Origin of the sequence: Aquirufa antheringensis (assembly GCF_023921165.1) — a bacterium.
Taxonomy (GTDB): domain Bacteria; phylum Bacteroidota; class Bacteroidia; order Cytophagales; family Spirosomataceae; genus Aquirufa; species Aquirufa antheringensis.
The window spans coordinates 342,260-357,576 of sequence record NZ_CP049835.1; the positions used below are offsets into that span (position 1 = coordinate 342,260).

15 protein-coding genes are annotated in these 15,317 nt (G+C 43.8%); 10 read left to right on the forward strand and 5 right to left on the reverse strand.

What is annotated here, in order from left to right:
- Entirely contained in the window at window positions 1–492 is a 492-nt protein-coding gene (locus G9X63_RS01625) for a GAF domain-containing protein (protein ID WP_252623578.1), read from the forward strand.
- Here G9X63_RS01625 and G9X63_RS01630 read toward each other — a convergent pair.
- Window positions 489–1,148 (reverse strand): phosphatidylserine decarboxylase family protein, encoded by a 660-nt coding sequence (locus G9X63_RS01630; RefSeq protein WP_130922767.1) that lies wholly within the window; start codon window positions 1,146–1,148, stop codon window positions 489–491. The two genes, G9X63_RS01625 and G9X63_RS01630, sit on opposite strands and share 4 nt — an antisense overlap.
- A gap of 227 nt (window positions 1,149–1,375) precedes the next feature.
- Between G9X63_RS01630 and G9X63_RS01635 the strand changes: the two genes are divergently transcribed.
- Window positions 1,376–2,635 (forward strand): hypothetical protein, encoded by a 1,260-nt coding sequence (locus G9X63_RS01635; RefSeq protein ID WP_252623581.1) that lies wholly within the window; start codon window positions 1,376–1,378, stop codon window positions 2,633–2,635.
- Here G9X63_RS01635 and G9X63_RS01640 read toward each other — a convergent pair.
- Entirely contained in the window at window positions 2,632–3,177 is a 546-nt protein-coding gene (locus G9X63_RS01640) for a hypothetical protein (protein WP_130894870.1), read from the reverse strand. The genes G9X63_RS01635 and G9X63_RS01640 overlap by 4 nt on opposite strands.
- A gap of 71 nt (window positions 3,178–3,248) precedes the next feature.
- Between G9X63_RS01640 and G9X63_RS01645 the strand changes: the two genes are divergently transcribed.
- Window positions 3,249–4,289, forward strand: a complete 1,041-nt coding sequence (locus G9X63_RS01645) for a long-chain-fatty-acid--protein ligase (protein ID WP_252623583.1) — start codon at window positions 3,249–3,251, stop codon at window positions 4,287–4,289.
- Here the strand turns inward: G9X63_RS01645 and G9X63_RS01650 are convergent.
- Window positions 4,272–4,691, reverse strand: coding sequence for a molybdenum cofactor biosynthesis protein MoaE (locus G9X63_RS01650; RefSeq protein WP_201737826.1), 420 nt, complete (start codon window positions 4,689–4,691; stop codon window positions 4,272–4,274). The genes G9X63_RS01645 and G9X63_RS01650 overlap by 18 nt on opposite strands.
- Window positions 4,688–5,176 (reverse strand): dihydrofolate reductase, encoded by a 489-nt coding sequence (locus G9X63_RS01655; RefSeq protein ID WP_130894872.1) that lies wholly within the window; start codon window positions 5,174–5,176, stop codon window positions 4,688–4,690. Before G9X63_RS01655 ends, G9X63_RS01650 begins: the two co-directional genes overlap by 4 nt.
- 174 nt (window positions 5,177–5,350) lie before the next feature.
- Between G9X63_RS01655 and carB the strand changes: the two genes are divergently transcribed.
- From carB to G9X63_RS01690, 7 genes are all read left to right on the forward strand, one after another.
- Window positions 5,351–8,185, forward strand: a complete 2,835-nt coding sequence (gene carB / locus G9X63_RS01660) for a carbamoyl-phosphate synthase large subunit (protein WP_130894873.1) — start codon at window positions 5,351–5,353, stop codon at window positions 8,183–8,185.
- A 1-nt stretch (window position 8,186) separates the two neighbouring features.
- The gene (locus tag G9X63_RS01665; protein ID WP_130894874.1) at window positions 8,187–8,438 is read left to right on the forward strand and encodes a hypothetical protein; all 252 of its coding nucleotides are present in this window, start codon (window positions 8,187–8,189) and stop codon (window positions 8,436–8,438) included.
- Window positions 8,439–8,441: 3 nt separating this feature from the next.
- A complete protein-coding gene (locus G9X63_RS01670) occupies window positions 8,442–8,738 on the forward strand; it encodes a hypothetical protein (RefSeq protein ID WP_130894875.1) in 297 nt (98 codons plus the stop codon).
- A gap of 72 nt (window positions 8,739–8,810) precedes the next feature.
- Complete coding sequence (locus G9X63_RS01675; protein ID WP_130894876.1) at window positions 8,811–9,065, forward strand: hypothetical protein; 255 nt, start codon at window positions 8,811–8,813, stop codon at window positions 9,063–9,065.
- A gap of 6 nt (window positions 9,066–9,071) precedes the next feature.
- On the forward strand, window positions 9,072–10,175 hold the full coding sequence (locus G9X63_RS01680) for an efflux RND transporter periplasmic adaptor subunit (protein WP_130894877.1): 1,104 nt from the start codon (window positions 9,072–9,074) through the stop codon (window positions 10,173–10,175).
- 1 nt (window position 10,176) lies between these two features.
- Window positions 10,177–13,296 carry an efflux RND transporter permease subunit gene (locus tag G9X63_RS01685; RefSeq protein WP_252623585.1) on the forward strand — a complete coding sequence of 1,040 codons (3,120 nt, stop codon included), beginning with the start codon at window positions 10,177–10,179 and terminating at the stop codon, window positions 13,294–13,296.
- Window positions 13,286–14,710 carry a TolC family protein gene (locus G9X63_RS01690; protein WP_252623603.1) on the forward strand — a complete coding sequence of 475 codons (1,425 nt, stop codon included), beginning with the start codon at window positions 13,286–13,288 and terminating at the stop codon, window positions 14,708–14,710. The genes G9X63_RS01685 and G9X63_RS01690 overlap by 11 nt, the downstream gene beginning before the upstream one ends.
- Here the strand turns inward: G9X63_RS01690 and purN are convergent.
- Window positions 14,693–15,265: a phosphoribosylglycinamide formyltransferase gene (purN, locus tag G9X63_RS01695; protein ID WP_252623605.1), complete on the reverse strand. Its 573-nt coding sequence runs from the start codon at window positions 15,263–15,265 to the stop codon at window positions 14,693–14,695. The two genes, G9X63_RS01690 and purN, sit on opposite strands and share 18 nt — an antisense overlap.
- Window positions 15,266–15,317: the final 52 nt, after the last annotated feature.

A 15,317-nucleotide genomic window follows, 5' to 3' on the forward strand; every position in this document is an offset into this window, starting at 1 on the left:
ATGGCAGAGGATCTAGTAAAAATCGAGGGAACCCGCGCAGAAAAATACGCGTCCTTATATCCCCAAATTCAATCTCTCTTAGCCGGAGAAACCGACAAATACGCGAACCTAGCGAATATCGCGGCGGCGGTGCACGAGGTATTCGGCTTTTTCTGGGTAGGTTTCTACCTCACAAAGGAGAATCAATTAGTCTTAGGGCCATTCCAGGGTCCTGTAGCTTGCACCCGAATTCCATTCCATAAGGGAGTTTGCGGGCATGTGTATACAACGAAAGAAACGGTTTTAGTGCCGGATGTAGAAGCATTCCCAGGTCACATTGCCTGCGCTTCGGCTTCGAAGTCAGAGATTGTTTTACCTGCGATCGTGAATGGAGAAGTCGTGCTGGTTTTTGATCTGGATTCAGACCAATTAGCAGATTTTTCTGAGGTGGATCAGCAAGGGCTAGAAAAAATAATTCGATTAATCGAGGAGTCTTGGACTTCTTGGGTCTAAGCTAATCGCGCAATCACCGTTTCGCCGCCTACTGGTTTGTCGTCGATGTTTACACAGATTTCTGCGTCTAAAGGCAGATAGATATCGATTCGGCTACCGAATTTGATAAAGCCAAATTCTGTTCCTTGAACAACCGCATCCCCTTCTTTCGCATACCAGCAAATACGCTTTGCAAGAGCTCCTGCAATTTGACGAAAAAGGACCTCTGTCCCATTTTCGTGCTTTACTACGTAGGTAGTGCGCTCGTTTTCGGTACTTGATTTAGGGTGCCAAGCGACTAAAAATTTGCCTGGATGGTATTTAAAATAAGAAACGATACCAGAGATTGGATTGAAATTCACGTGTACATTAATGGGAGACATGAAGATCGAAACCTGGCGGCGTGGACCTTTAAAATATTCTGTCTCGACCGTTTCCTCGATCACGACTACCTTTCCATCTGCCGGAGCGATGATATTTTTAGGGTCCAGCACGGTCTGGCGCTTAGGAACACGGAAAAATTGTAGGATGATTAAGTAAAATAAGGAGGTAATCACCACGATGGCCTCTCTTACATAGACATTTTCTGGAAAGAAGTACGCAACCAGGCCATTAATACCTAATACGATGAGTAATGATGTCAATAATAAGGTTCGTCCTTCTCTATGTAATGTCATACGTGGAATGCTAAATAAACTTGTTAATTTGCAAAATTAGTTATTTTTGGGGACGCAACCACAATAACATGCTAAAAAAAGCGAGTCTGTTTCTTCTGTTCCTCCTCTTAATAGGCTCTTCAGCGAGCGCACAATTTATTAAATGGCAGGAGGAGAATTCCTCGAGTTTTTTACGACTGAATTTAAATTCCCACGAAATTTCGCGTTTTAACCCTAAAACAGGTTGGATGCGTCTAGACACTCTTCATACGGAGGATGTCGATTTTAAAGATTTAATGCCCACATCTGAAGGGGTTGTTGAATTCAGAATTAACAAAACATCCACCTTCTATTTGACCATTCATTGTACGGGACAGGTCTATCTATTAGATAAGTCAAATTGGTCACTTAAGCGCTTAGATAAAACCTTTTACCGGGGGGCAAATTGCAAAAATAGCGTGTTCATGCGAGGGGATGAGTTGTTTTCTTTTGGCGGCTATGGGTTTTGGCATTCATCAAATATTTTAACCAAATATGATTTTATAGGGAAGGAATGGCTCTCCATCGCGGCGGATGGCGATATTCCAGCGTCTATTTTCGATGGCTTAGTAGGTTATGCCCCTAAAAAAGACCGCTTCTATGTGTTGAGTACGGTGGAAATGAATGATACGGAGAAGAAAACGGCTTTCAATCGAGATTATGGGATGTATGAATATGATTTCTTTAATCAAAAGTTTTCGCGCATCGGGGAAGTTAAATTAAAAGAAGTGCGTGATTTTTTGAATACGAAATTGATTAAGCATTATCTCTTCACTGGGCGCTATTTCATAATTCCGGATAAGCCTAACCAAGAATACCCCTACGATACGATGCTAATCATTGATGTGGAAGATGATTTTAAAGTTTATCAATGGACAAACCCGCACCGTATTTTCTTAAATACCCATGGTGGAGAAGAAGTAGAAACGTACATGCGGGTGAAAGGGGATAGTTTGCTTTGGTCTAGCCAAATCGAACGAACAGTGAACCGCGAATTGGCTTATTCTCATTTGCTTATCAGTCAAGTACTGCGAGAGTCAGCTTATATTGGTACATTGGACGAAAGTCCTTGGTATGAGAAGTTTTCTGTTGTGTTAATTTCGCTCGTCTTTTTGATTGTCCTAATCTTAGGAATCAGATTGTTCCGTCATCTTCAGCAAACTAAATTGAAGAAATCCATTCGCTTCATGTTAGGAGCAAATGAACGGTTATTTTTAGATTTTCTAGTTTTGAATTACGACCAGGGCTTTGTGAATGGTCATCAGATTATCGCCTTCTTTGGCAAACATAAAAGCTCTCCAGAATCTCAAAGGCAGTTTAGAGCCAAGTTAATCGAGAATTTTACCAAGACACTGGGTTTGATTTTTACGGATCAAGACATACTAGACGTACAATTAGACGAGCGTGACCAGCGGATGTTTACGTACCGTTTGCAACCAGAAATTTATAAAAAGCTGAAATCGCTTTAGTCTTTGAAAATAACGATGGGATCGGTTTCAATCGTATTACTTTGATTAAACGCATTATCCCGGATGAAAATCTTAAACTTTAGGGTGTCGTTCTTCGCTGTGAATTGCGGGCTGTATCCTTTGTAGAAAGCGTACACAAATTGCGTTGAGTAATCGATGCTACCTTCGATGGGGCCCGCTTTTTGATTTGGTTTGAAGTTAAAATTCATCAAACCGCCTAAAGCTGGGGTGAACGTGATGGGAATAAAGACACCATTCTTTTGCAACATGACAGCCACCTCGAAATTGCGAAAATCCTTATACTTAGGGTCCGATTTTAATTGAGCTTCCGTAAGCCCTAAATCGCCTTCCGCATCTTGGAAGTTAATGCTCATAATAACCGAATCGATTTTCGTCGTGCCTCCAAAACCATCATTACTCGATTTTGTGATCTTTTGAATCGACTTAAATGAAATCGCAGGTGTAGAGCTAAAGCTAGGTTCTTGTACACAAGCACCCAGACTCAATAAGATAATCGCTACAACTCCGATTAATTTTCGCATTGATTCATTGAAATTTTCAACAGTAAAGTTAATGATTTGCGTTAATTTTGCGCTACATCAGGTAAAATCAAATGGATCAAGCGATCGCACAGGAAAGGGAGAGTTTAAAAAGCCGGGTCTTGCACATGCAGGTAGCTGATTTTGACGCGCTTTCTTTAGATGTCTTTCGTTTTCAGTATGCCTATAATCCACTCTACCAGCAGTATGTGCAGCTATCCGGTGTATCGCCAGAAAAGGTGGAGCATTGGACGCAGATCCCTTTTTTGCCGATTGAATTATTCAAAAATCACCAAGTGTTAACCGGTTCTGAGCCCGTTTTATTCTCTTTTGAAAGTTCCGGAACGACTGGTCAGATTCCCTCCAAACACCCCGTTTGTGATCCCGGATTCTACCAAGCAATTTCCAAAATCGCTTTTGAGCGGGAGTATGGCTCACTCAGCGATTACCATATTTTTGCCTTGTTGCCCTCGTATTTAGAGCGCTCGACTTCTTCGCTGGTCTTCATGATGGATCATTTCATCAGGTCGTCGGGTTCTGTTTTGTCTGGCTTTTATTTGAATCAGTATCAGGAGCTGGTGCAAGCTTTGCGGAAAGCCTTGGCGACAGATAAGAAAGTTTGGCTGATGGGCGTGACCTTTGGTTTGTTGGATTTAGTGGATTCGGGTATTGATTTGTCTTTCTTAAATGAGCACAAAGAGCGCTTGATTGTGATGGAGACGGGTGGGATGAAAGGTCGACGCGAGGAGTGGATTCGCGATAAGGTACACGCCTATTTACAAGAGAAGATGGGGCTAGAGTCGATCGCCTCGGAATATGGGATGACGGAGTTGTTTTCGCAGGGATATGCAAAATTTCAGGGAATATTTACGCCGGCTTACACGATGCGCGTTTGTTTGCGGGAGGTGGGCGATCCGTTTGCCTTAGTGACTCAGCCGCATAAAACGGGAGGGATTAAAGTCGCGGATTTGGGAAACATCGATTCCTGTTCCTTTATTGAAACAAAGGATTTAGGTTCCTTAGAAGACGATGGGATCCGATTTAAGGTGCTAGGCCGCTTCGATAATTCCGAAATGCGCGGTTGCAGTCTGATGGTTTCAGGGATGGGGAACTAGCCACGATGAGCCGTCCTCGTAGAATTCATTTTTCCAAATAGGCACTTCTTGTTTCAGTGTATCAATCAACCATTCGCAGGCTTTGAATGCTTCTGCACGGTGTACGGAAGTCACTCCGATTAACACGGCAATGTCTCCGATTTCCAAAGGGCCCGTTCTATGAACCAAAGCAATTCGCTCTACGGGCCATTTTTCAGCCGCTTGAGCACACAATAATTCGATTTGTTTCAAGGCCATAGGAGGGTAGGCCTCCATCGTCAATGCCTTGACGTCTTTTCCTTGATTCTTATTTCTGATGGTTCCTATAAAGAGACAAATGCCACCTGCCACCGGATCCTGCAAGAATTGGTAGTAAGGGTCAATCGAAATCGCTTCAGCGCTTAAGTCGATTTTGTGAATCATTTTCTGCTGTAGGTCAAATAGCTGTACTGGTAGGTATTTTTCTCATCGGTCACCCCGCGTTCTTTTTCCGTCACCGTCCATTGGTCTGCGGAAATTTCAGGGAAAAAGGCATCCCCCTCGAAAATGTCATGTAGTTGAGTGACTAAAATTTGATCCGCCACCGCTAAAGAAAGCGCATAAATTTCAGCACCACCCACGATGAAAATGTCTTCGCGGCTTAATGATTTTGCCTTTAAGATGGCCTCTTCGATGGAAGTCGTGCAGATGACGCCTTCGATTTGTAGGCCAGGCGTGCGTGAAATAACAATCGTGGTACGATTAGGAAGTGGCTTTCCAATGGAATCGTAGGTTTTGCGCCCCATGATGATCACATGACCCGTGGTTAAGGCCTTGAATCTTTTCAGATCTGCCGGCAAATGCCAAATCAGTTCATTGTTTTTCCCAATGACCCGGTTTTCATCAAAAGCAACGAGTATTTTTATCACGATTTCTACAATTTGTTGTCAAAAATAAGGGATTTTTTGGGTTCTGCCGAACCTTAACGAAAGTCTATTTTTTATTTTGCAAATCGACCTTAAAACGCTAACTTTGCACAATTTTGGAGCTTACCCAAGCAAGCCAAAAAACACATATCCTTTCAGAATTTAATTTATACCCCTGTGCCAAAAGATTCCTCGATTAAATCCGTCCTAATTATTGGTTCTGGTCCTATTGTGATCGGTCAAGCTTGTGAATTTGATTACTCTGGTTCCCAAGCCGCTCGTTCCCTGAGGGAAGAAGGCATCGAGGTGATCTTGATTAACTCGAATCCGGCGACCATTATGACGGATCCAATGAACGCGGATCACGTGTATTTGAAGCCTTTAGAGAAAGCGTCGATCATTCACATCTTAGAGAATCATAAAGTGGATGCCGTTTTGCCTACGATGGGAGGTCAAACAGCCTTGAACTTAGCGATCGATTGTGATGCGGCGGGGATTTGGGCCAAATACGGTGTGCGCATCATCGGGGTCGATATCAAAGCCATCGAAACGACGGAAGATCGCGAGAAATTTCGTTTAAAGATGTTAGAAATCGGGGTGGGCGTTTGTAAAGGACGTACGGCTCGTTCCTTTCTGGAAGGAAAAGAGATTGCACAAGAAACGGGATTCCCGTTAGTGATTCGCCCTTCGTTTACCTTAGGTGGAACGGGTGGAGGTTTCGTGCATGATCCTAAAGATTTTGATGCTGCCTTGAACAAAGGTTTGCATGCATCCCCTACACATGAGGTGTTAGTGGAGCAATCCATCATGGGTTGGCAAGAATACGAATTAGAACTTTTACGCGATAATTTAGGCAACGTGATCATCATCTGTTCGATCGAAAACTTCGATCCAATGGGTATTCACACGGGCGATTCGATCACGGTAGCGCCAGCGATGACGCTTCCAGATACGATCTACCAACGCATGCGTGACATGGCCATCAACATGATGAACGCCATCGGTCAGTTTGCGGGTGGTTGTAACGTACAGTTCTCGTTGAATCCGGAAACAGATGAAATTATCGCGATCGAGATTAACCCACGGGTGTCTCGCTCTTCGGCTTTGGCCTCTAAAGCAACCGGATATCCGATTGCGAAGATCGCTGCGAAAATGGCGATCGGTTATAATTTAGATGAATTAACAAATGCGATTACGGGTACGACGTCTGCTTATTTCGAGCCGGCTTTAGACTACGTGATTGTGAAAGTGCCTCGTTGGAATTTTGACAAATTCAAAGGGGCAGATCGTACCCTTGGATTGCAAATGAAATCCGTAGGAGAAACGATGGGTATCGGTCGTAATTTCCAAGAAGCCCTACAAAAAGCGTGTCAATCTCTTGAGATTAAGCGTAATGGAATGGGTGCAGATGGAAAAGAATTACGCGATCAAGATGCGATTTTGTACTCTTTGGCGAATCCATCTTGGAACCGTTTATTCCATATTTATGATGCCTTCAAAATGGGCATTTCGTTCAAAACGATACAGCAATTAACGAAGATCAACAAATGGTTCTTGAACCAAATCGAGGATCTAGTGCGCGTGGAAAAAGAGATGGAGAAATATTCCATCCACACTATCCCGACGATTTTATTAGAAGAAGCGAAGCACAAAGGTTTCGCAGATCGCCAAATCGCCCACACCTTGCGTTGCCTAGAATCAGAGGTATACGACAAGCGTAATGCAGTAGGCATCAAGCGTATTTACAAATGTGTAGATACCTGTGCGGCAGAATTTGAAGCGAAGACTCCCTATTACTACTCGACATTCGGTCAAGAAGGAGCATCGGCGGTGTTAGATAACGAATCAGTTTCTTCGACGAAGAAGAAAGTAGTCGTTTTAGGTTCAGGTCCTAACCGTATCGGTCAAGGGATTGAGTTTGACTACTCGTGTGTGCACGGCGTATTAGCCGCAAAAGAAGCGGGTTACGAGACGATTATGATCAACTCGAATCCAGAAACAGTTTCGACAGACTTTGACATAGCAGATAAATTATACTTCGAACCGGTATTCTGGGAACACGTATACGATATCATTCAACACGAAAAGCCAGAAGGCGTTATCGTTCAATTAGGAGGTCAAACAGCCTTAAAATTAGCAGAAAAGCTTTCGAAATACGGCATCAAAATCTTAGGAACTTCGTTCGAGGCCTTGGATTTAGCGGAAGATCGCGGTGCGTTCTCGAGTCTGTTGAAAGACTTGGATATTCCATACCCTAAATTCGGAGTATGTGAAGATGCGGATAATGCAGTGGTTTTAGGTCGCGAATTAGGTTACCCCTTATTAGTTCGTCCATCGTATGTATTAGGTGGTCAGTCGATGAAAATCGTGATCAACGAGCAAGAATTAGAGCAACACGTAGTGGATATCTTGCGCGATATCCCAGGAAATAAAATTTTATTAGATCACTTCTTAGAGAACGCGATCGAGGCGGAGGCAGATGCGATCTGCGATGGCGAAGACGTGTACATCATCGGAATGATGGAGCACATTGAGCCAGCGGGTATTCACTCAGGTGACTCTCACTCGGTCTTGCCTCCATTCGATTTATCGGAAAATGTAATGAAGCAAATCGAAGATCACACGCGTAAAATTGCGGTGGCTTTGAAGACCAAAGGTCTATTAAACATCCAGTTCGCCGTGAAAGACGAAGTGGTATACATTATTGAAGCGAACCCACGTGCTTCTCGTACCGTTCCATTCATTTGCAAAGCTTACCAAGAGCCTTATGTGAATTACGCGACGAAGGTAATGTTAGGGGACAAGAAGGTGAAAGATTTCAATTTCAAACCGGTCAAGAAAGGATACGCAATCAAGATTCCTGTCTTTTCTTTCAGTAAATTTCCGAACGTAAATATGGAATTAGGACCCGAAATGAAGTCGACGGGTGAAGCGATCTATTTCATTGATGATTTGAAGGATGATTTCTTCCGTAAAGTGTATGGTGAACGAAATTTATATCTAAGTAGATAAGATGTTAAAACTTATTGCGCTCGGTTTAGTTTTATACTATGTGGTGATTCCCTTACTTCGTTTTTTGATGAAGGGTTATGTCATTACGCAGGTGCATAAAAAGATGTCTGAGCAAGATATTCGTTCGAAGCAAGCTGCTTCGAAATCTCGCAAAGAGGGCACAATTGATGTGGATTATGTACCACCTAAAACGAAAGCTAAAACGGATGATGTGGGGGGCGATTATGTTCCCTACGAAGAAATTAAAGAGTAAGTAATGATCAGAGGAATACTTGTTTATTTCTTGTTAGTATGTTGTCTTTTAACGAAGGATGGACTTTCGTTAGCGCTAGATACATGGGTCGAAAAGAGTAGCCTCTCTCTAGAGATGTCATTCGAAGATTCTTTGGAAGAAGATGGATCGGATGATTTTTTTGCGAGTGAAGATTTTGGTCCAAAACTAGACCTAAATCAAAACGATAGTTATACTGATAAATCAATTAGTGATCAGTATAGTCAGTCCGCCTTACAAGTGCTTTTAGAGCAAGTGATTCCCCCTCCCCGCATCGCGTAATACGCGTGCCTTATTGAAACAAAATCATAAAATCTTCTTGTAACGTATGCTTTGCCGCATACAAAAATCGATATGAAAATATACGCCTTAGCGTCTATGTTCGTCTGTGTCGTTTTTATAGGAATGGCTCAGGGTAAGCACTATAAAAATCAGATAAACAGGACATTGAAAGATAATGTACAGATGGAGAAAAAGGTGGAAGTAAAAGAACAGAAACCTCGTAATCAAACCCCTAAGTACCAAGTAAATACGCCTAATATTGATTGGGTGGATACCTTTAAAACGAAACCGTCTTCCTACAAGCAACATGGAGGAAGACCAAACTAAGTAGTTATGACAAGATACCTTTTGGGATTATTGCTTTTAGCAGCCTGCACGGCTAAAAAAGACGAGACAGTGGAAATACAGACGTTAGAAGTGTCTTCTCCCATCTCATTAGATACCACGATTCGCCAAGAATTTGTGGCGGACATTCATGCGGTCCAAAATGTAGAAATACGAGCCCGCGTCAAGGGGTATTTAGACCGCATATTAGTGGATGAGGGGAAGCAGGTTAAAAAAGGTCAGATCATGTTCACGATTAATAGCCAGGAATACGTGGCTGACTTAGCTCGGGCGAAAGCGGTTTTGAGCCAAGCTTCGGCAGAGTTAAAAGCAGAGGAATTGACACTAGTCAACACGCGCTTACTAGTCGATAAAAATGTGATCTCGAAAAACCAATTAGCTATTTCACTGGCGAAAGTGGATGGTCTTAAAGCGAAACGAGAGGAGGCTTTAGCCCATGTGAGTGCAGCAGAATTAAAAGTAGAACACTCGAATATTCGAGCGCCTTTTGATGGAATCGTGGATCGATTGCCCTTCAAGCGGGGTAGCTTAGTAGATGAAGGCACCTTGTTAACGACGCTTTCTGATAATCAAAACGTATACGCTTATTTCAATGTTTCGGAACAGGAATACTTGGCGTTTAGTGAGCAAGGCGGGGTAAATAAAGCGGCGAGCGTGGACCTGGTATTAGCGAATGGTGAGCACTATCCGCAAAAGGGCATAGTGGAAACAATCGAAGGAGAATTTGATAAGAATACGGGAAATATTGCATTTCGTGCCCGTTTTACAAATCCGACTAAACTCCTCCGCCATGGGGCTTCAGGAAAAGTACAATTGCCTAAGAAGGTCGCTGGCTATTGGGCTATTCCCCAAAAATCAGTTTTCGAAATTCAAGAGAAGAGTTATGTTTTCGTGAAAGATGCAGCAGGAATAGTCAAGATGAAAAGTATCGTTCCAGACTTACGCATTCCGCATTTCTACTTAGTTAAAACGGGATTTTCAGCAAAGGATACTGTATTGATTGAGGGAATTCAATTGGTGAAGCAGGGGCAAAAAATCAAGTCAACTTTCAAGCCAATGCGCCAATTATTAACGGATTATAAAGCACTGTAACATGGTACAACAATTCATCACTAGACCGGTATTGTCGATCGTCGTATCGATTTTTATCGTGATTTTAGGGGTTATTGCCATGAAGCAATTGCCCATTACTCAGTTCCCAGATATTGTTCCTCCGGCGGTAACCGTGACCACAAAGTACACCGGTGCTAATGCGGAAGTATGTGCAAAGGCCGTGGTGACGCCCCTCGAGCGCGCCATCAACGGTGTAGCCGGTATGACCTACATGACGTCCGTTTCAGGTAACGATGGAACCAGTATTATTCAGGTCTATTTCGAAGTAGGAACTGATCCCGATGTGGCAGCGGTAAACGTTCAAACGCGGGTTCAGACCGTATTAGATGAATTACCCGAAGAGGTCATTAAAGCGGGGGTAATTACGGAGAAAGAGGTAAATAGTATGTTGCTGTATGTGAATTTGTTGAGCGAGGATTCGGATATCGACGAGAAGTTTATTTACAATTTCGCGGATATCAATGTGCTTCCCGAGTTAAAACGAATTGATGGGGTAGGTTTCGCAGATATTATGGGCCAAAGAGAGTACGCCATGCGTATTTGGTTACATCCAGATCGCTTGTTCGCCTATAAATTATCAGCTGAAGATGTGATTCAGGCTTTGCGTAATCAAAACGTGGAAGCGGCCCCGGGAAAAATAGGAGAGAGTTCCGGAAAGCACCCGCAGGCATTGCAGTATGTCATGCGTTACACGGGGAAGTTTACGCAGGTAGCAGAATATGAGAATTTAGTGATTAAAGCGACGGAGACGGGACAGATTTTGCGCTTGAAAGATGTAGCAGAAGTCGAGTTTGGATCCTTGGATTACGATGTACTTTCGAAAGAAAATGGTCGACCTTCTGCGGCGATTTTATTGAAGCAACGTCCAGGTTCGAATGCAGCAGAAGTAATCGAGAATGTGAAGAATCGCTTAGCCGAATTGAAGACGACGACCTTCCCCCCAGGAATGGGCTTTACAATCTCCTATGACGTATCTCGTTTCTTGGATGCTTCGATTCACGAGGTGATTAAGACCTTGCTTGAGGCCTTTTTATTAGTTGCTTTCGTCGTGTTTATTTTCTTGCAAGACTGGCGGGCGACTTTAGTCCCGATTATTGCAGTGCCTGTTTCTTTAGTAGGAACGTTCACGTTCATGTTAGCTTTCGGGTTCTCCATTAACCTGTTGACCTTGTTCTCTTTAGTTTTAGCCATCGGTATTGTGGTGGATAATGCCATTGTCGTGGTGGAAGCGGTCCATGCCAAAATGGAGGAAAAAGACATGCCCGTTCTCGCCGCCACGCAAGAGGCGATGCAGGAGATTTCAGGCGCAATTTTAGCGATAACGCTCGTGATGGGTGCGGTGTTTGTGCCGGTAGCCTTTCTTTCTGGTCCGATTGGTGTTTTCTTCCGGCAGTTTTCAGTCACGATGGCGATATCAATTGCCTTATCGGGCTTAACGGCCTTGACTTTGACTCCCGCACTTTGTGTGTTATTGTTGAAAAAGCCAGAGCACAATCAAAATAACGTGCTTGGAAAATTCTTCCATGCCTTTAATCAGCGTTACGATCAAATCGCTCAAAAATACCTCGTATGGGTAGGGGCTTTGATCAGCAAGCGATTGCTGATGTGGCTGATTTTACTCGGTTCTGTTGTAGGAACGGTGGTTTTGTCCGGGATTGTACCTAGTGGATTTATTCCTTCTGAAGACCAAGGAACGCTTTATGTGAATGCAACTACTCCGGCAGGGGCTACCTTAGAGCGGACGGAAGGGGTGATGGATCAGGTATTTAAATCCATTAAAGGGGTGGATGCCATTGAGTCCTTTTCCACCTTAGCAGGGTTTAGTTTATTGACGGATGGTTCTGGAGCCTCCTATGGCACGGGTATTATTACCTTGAAACCATGGGAGGAGCGAAAGGAGACGGTAGATGAATTAACGGAGATTATTCGGTCGAAAACCAGTGGAATTAAGGACGCGAGTATTCAGTTTTTCCCTCCGCCGGCCGTTCCTGGTTTTGGAAATGCCTCTGGTTTTGAATTTAGAATTCAGGATCGAAGTGGTTCTGGAGATCTTCAAAAGTTGGCTGCGGTTTCGAATGATTTTGCCAAAAAGCTCAACGAGACCCCAGCGATTCAAAATACCTTTTCTAGTTTCGACCCTAGCTTCCCCCAATATATGTTAGAAGTGGATCAGGAGGCTGCCGCCCAAAAAGGAGTGAATGTCCTCCCTGCCATGGATAACTTGCAAACGCTGCTAGGTAGTTTTTATGCGACGAACTTTATTCGCTTTGGCCAAATGTACAAAGTGATGGTCCAAGTGGATCCGCGTTACCGCGCGCATCCAGATGATGTGCTGAAGTTTTATGCGAAAAATAAATCTGGAGAAATGGTTCCTTATTCCTCTTTCGTCAAGATGAAGCGGGTGTATGGACCTGAGCAATTTACGCGCTATAACATGTTTACTTCAGCGATGGTCAATGGCGAACCTGCCCCTGGATTTTCTTCTGGAGCCGTGTTAGACATCATTCGGGCGGAGGCCTTAAAGAGTTTGCCTCGAGGTTTTACGCTGGAGTGGTCTGGGATGACACGGGAAGAGGATTTAGCTGGAAACCAGGCCATTTTCATCTTCGCCATTTGCTTACTTTTTGTCTATTTACTGCTGGCAGCACAATACGAATCCTTTCTGTTGCCCTTCCCCGTTTTGCTTTTCCTTCCCATGGGGGCGATGGGAACCTATGCGTTCTTGTTTGTATTTGGCCTACAAAATAACATTTACGCGCAAGTGGCGCTGGTCATGCTTATCGGTTTATTAGGAAAGAACGCGATCTTGATTGTGGAGTTTGCGATTGCGAAACAAAAGGAAGGTGCTTCCATTATTGAGGCAGCAAAAGAGGGTGCTTTCTCTCGTTTGCGTCCCATTTTGATGACCTCTTTTGCCTTTGTGGCTGGATTAATTCCGTTGATGATTGCCTCCGGTGCGGGAGCCATTGGAAACCGGACGATTGGTACGGCGTCTGCTGGGGGTATGATTTTAGGAACAGTAGGAGGTTTGTTAGTTATTCCGGGGTTATATGTGGTATTCGCATCACTCTCGGCTAAATGGTCTAAAAATGAAAAATAGGATATATTTCGTTGGTTTATGGCTGGTTTTAGCATCATGCACCAACGGGCTCATGCGAGAGCAGCGTCAGATAAGCGCTGAATTAGATACGTATCGGTCTGAAAAGGAGCAATCCTCCGTGTCAGGTGTGCAGGAATGTTGGAAGCGAGACTCACTCTTAGTTCAACTAATTGATTCGGTTTTAGTCCGAAGTAATGACATCAAGCAGGGCTTTTTGCAGGTAGCCATGGCGAAGTCAGAATTTGGTTACCAAAGAGGACTGCGTAAACCAACCGTCAGTGGGCTAGTTCAGCCCAGTTTGAGACGTTTTGGAAAATACACTATGGATGGAGTGGGAAATTACGATACGCAATTCTCTACCAATATTACCCGGGACCAGATAATACCGGAGCATTTACCAGATCTGCAAATAGGGGTGCAGACAGCATGGGAATTAGATATTTGGGGTAAGTTAGCCAAACGAAAAAAGGCCAGCGCCCTCCGGTATTTAGCCACTGAGTCTGGTCAGCAATGGCTCATAACGTCGCTGGTCGCAGAAGTGGCGGGCGCTTATGGGCAGTTAATTGCGCTTGATAAGGAACTCGATATTTTGAAAACCAATATTGAAATTCAACGCAAAGCCTTCGAACTTGTCCAAGTACAGAAAGAAGCTGGCGCGGTGAATGAGTCCGCGGTGCAACAATTAGAGGCTCAGTTGTTAAATTCCCGGGCACAAGAAGGAGGTGTTTTGCAGCAAATGACGAGTTTAGAGAATGAGATTCGCTTGTTATTAAATAAACCGAACGCGCCCATATTTCGGTCGAAATTTCCCTTCCAATGTGCACTGGACAGTAGCTTGTTTGCGCGAGTGAAGATTGATCAATTAGAGCGCAGACCAGACATTAAACAAGCAAAGTTAAATCTGATGGCTGCGTTGGAGACGAAAGAAAGTGCCTCTTTGGCGCTAAAACCGTCCATTGTTCTGTCAGGGATTCTAGGCGTTCAGGGATTTCAGCCTGCCTATCTGTTTCAATTGCCGGCCTCTATGGCGTATCAGTTGTTAGGAGGAATTACGATGCCTTGGTTAAATCGTTCGGCGATTACGGCGGAGATGTTGCGATCTGAATCCCAATGGAAATGGCAAGATATTGCGTATCAAAATGCGCTGGTGAAAGGCTATTTAGAGTGGGATACGCAGGTAAAATCTTTGGCCTATTTACAAAAACAACAGCAGCTGAAACAACGAGAGGTGCTCTTAACGAAAGGGGCTATCAATACGGTGGGAACGCTCTTTTTGACCGCGAATGCAAGCTATTTAGAAGTGCTAACAGCACAACAAAACGCCTTGCGATCCGAGTTAGAGCTCTTAGAAATTTCGAGAAATCAATGGATGCGCGCGATTAATTTATACCGCGTGTTAGGAGGTGGCTGGTAAAACAAGCGATTCGATCACCTTAGGGAAATCCCGGTGCTCTAATACCTGGCCTTTTTTAGCGACATCTTCTGGAGTATCACTCGGTAAAACCGGGAATGAACTCTGGAAGATAGTTGCTCCCTCATCATAATGCTCATTCACGTAATGAATCGTAATCCCTGATTCTTTTTCGCCAGCAGCCACCACCGCTTCGTGTACAAAATGGCCATACATGCCTTTTCCGCCAAATTTAGGCAGTAAAGCTGGGTGAATATTCACAATACGTTGAGGGAAAGCTTTCACAAAATCAGCCGGGATTAACCATAAAAAACCCGCCAAAATAATCCAATCTGTCCTGAGCGATTGAACTTCTTTTAACACCGTTCCGTTCTTATAGGATTCTCTGTCAAAAACGCGACATGGCACGCCTAATCGCTCCGCCCGCTGAATAATCCCCGCTAAAGGGTTATTGCAGTAAATGTGGGTGATGCGAACCTGATCGGATCCTTTGAAATGTTCGATGATTTTTTCGGCATTAGAACCCGAACCAGAAGCAAATAAGACGAGATTTTTCAAAGGTTATCAGTTGTGTAGGACAAATTTACATTCTTTCAGTTAAATTTAAGGC

Coding starts and splice junctions, on each gene's coding strand:
- G9X63_RS01625 (WP_252623578.1), top strand. CDS start 1: ATGGCAGAGGATCTAGTAAAAATCGAGGGAACCCGCGCAGAAAAATAC.
- G9X63_RS01630 (WP_130922767.1), bottom strand. CDS start 1,148: ATGACATTACATAGAGAAGGACGAACCTTATTATTGACATCATTACTC.
- G9X63_RS01635 (WP_252623581.1), top strand. CDS start 1,376: ATGCGTCTAGACACTCTTCATACGGAGGATGTCGATTTTAAAGATTTA.
- G9X63_RS01640 (WP_130894870.1), bottom strand. CDS start 3,177: ATGCGAAAATTAATCGGAGTTGTAGCGATTATCTTATTGAGTCTGGGT.
- G9X63_RS01645 (WP_252623583.1), top strand. CDS start 3,249: ATGGATCAAGCGATCGCACAGGAAAGGGAGAGTTTAAAAAGCCGGGTC.
- G9X63_RS01650 (WP_201737826.1), bottom strand. CDS start 4,691: ATGATTCACAAAATCGACTTAAGCGCTGAAGCGATTTCGATTGACCCT.
- G9X63_RS01665 (WP_130894874.1), top strand. CDS start 8,187: ATGTTAAAACTTATTGCGCTCGGTTTAGTTTTATACTATGTGGTGATT.
- G9X63_RS01670 (WP_130894875.1), top strand. CDS start 8,442: ATGATCAGAGGAATACTTGTTTATTTCTTGTTAGTATGTTGTCTTTTA.
- G9X63_RS01675 (WP_130894876.1), top strand. CDS start 8,811: ATGAAAATATACGCCTTAGCGTCTATGTTCGTCTGTGTCGTTTTTATA.
- G9X63_RS01680 (WP_130894877.1), top strand. CDS start 9,072: ATGACAAGATACCTTTTGGGATTATTGCTTTTAGCAGCCTGCACGGCT.
- G9X63_RS01685 (WP_252623585.1), top strand. CDS start 10,177: ATGGTACAACAATTCATCACTAGACCGGTATTGTCGATCGTCGTATCG.
- G9X63_RS01690 (WP_252623603.1), top strand. CDS start 13,286: ATGAAAAATAGGATATATTTCGTTGGTTTATGGCTGGTTTTAGCATCA.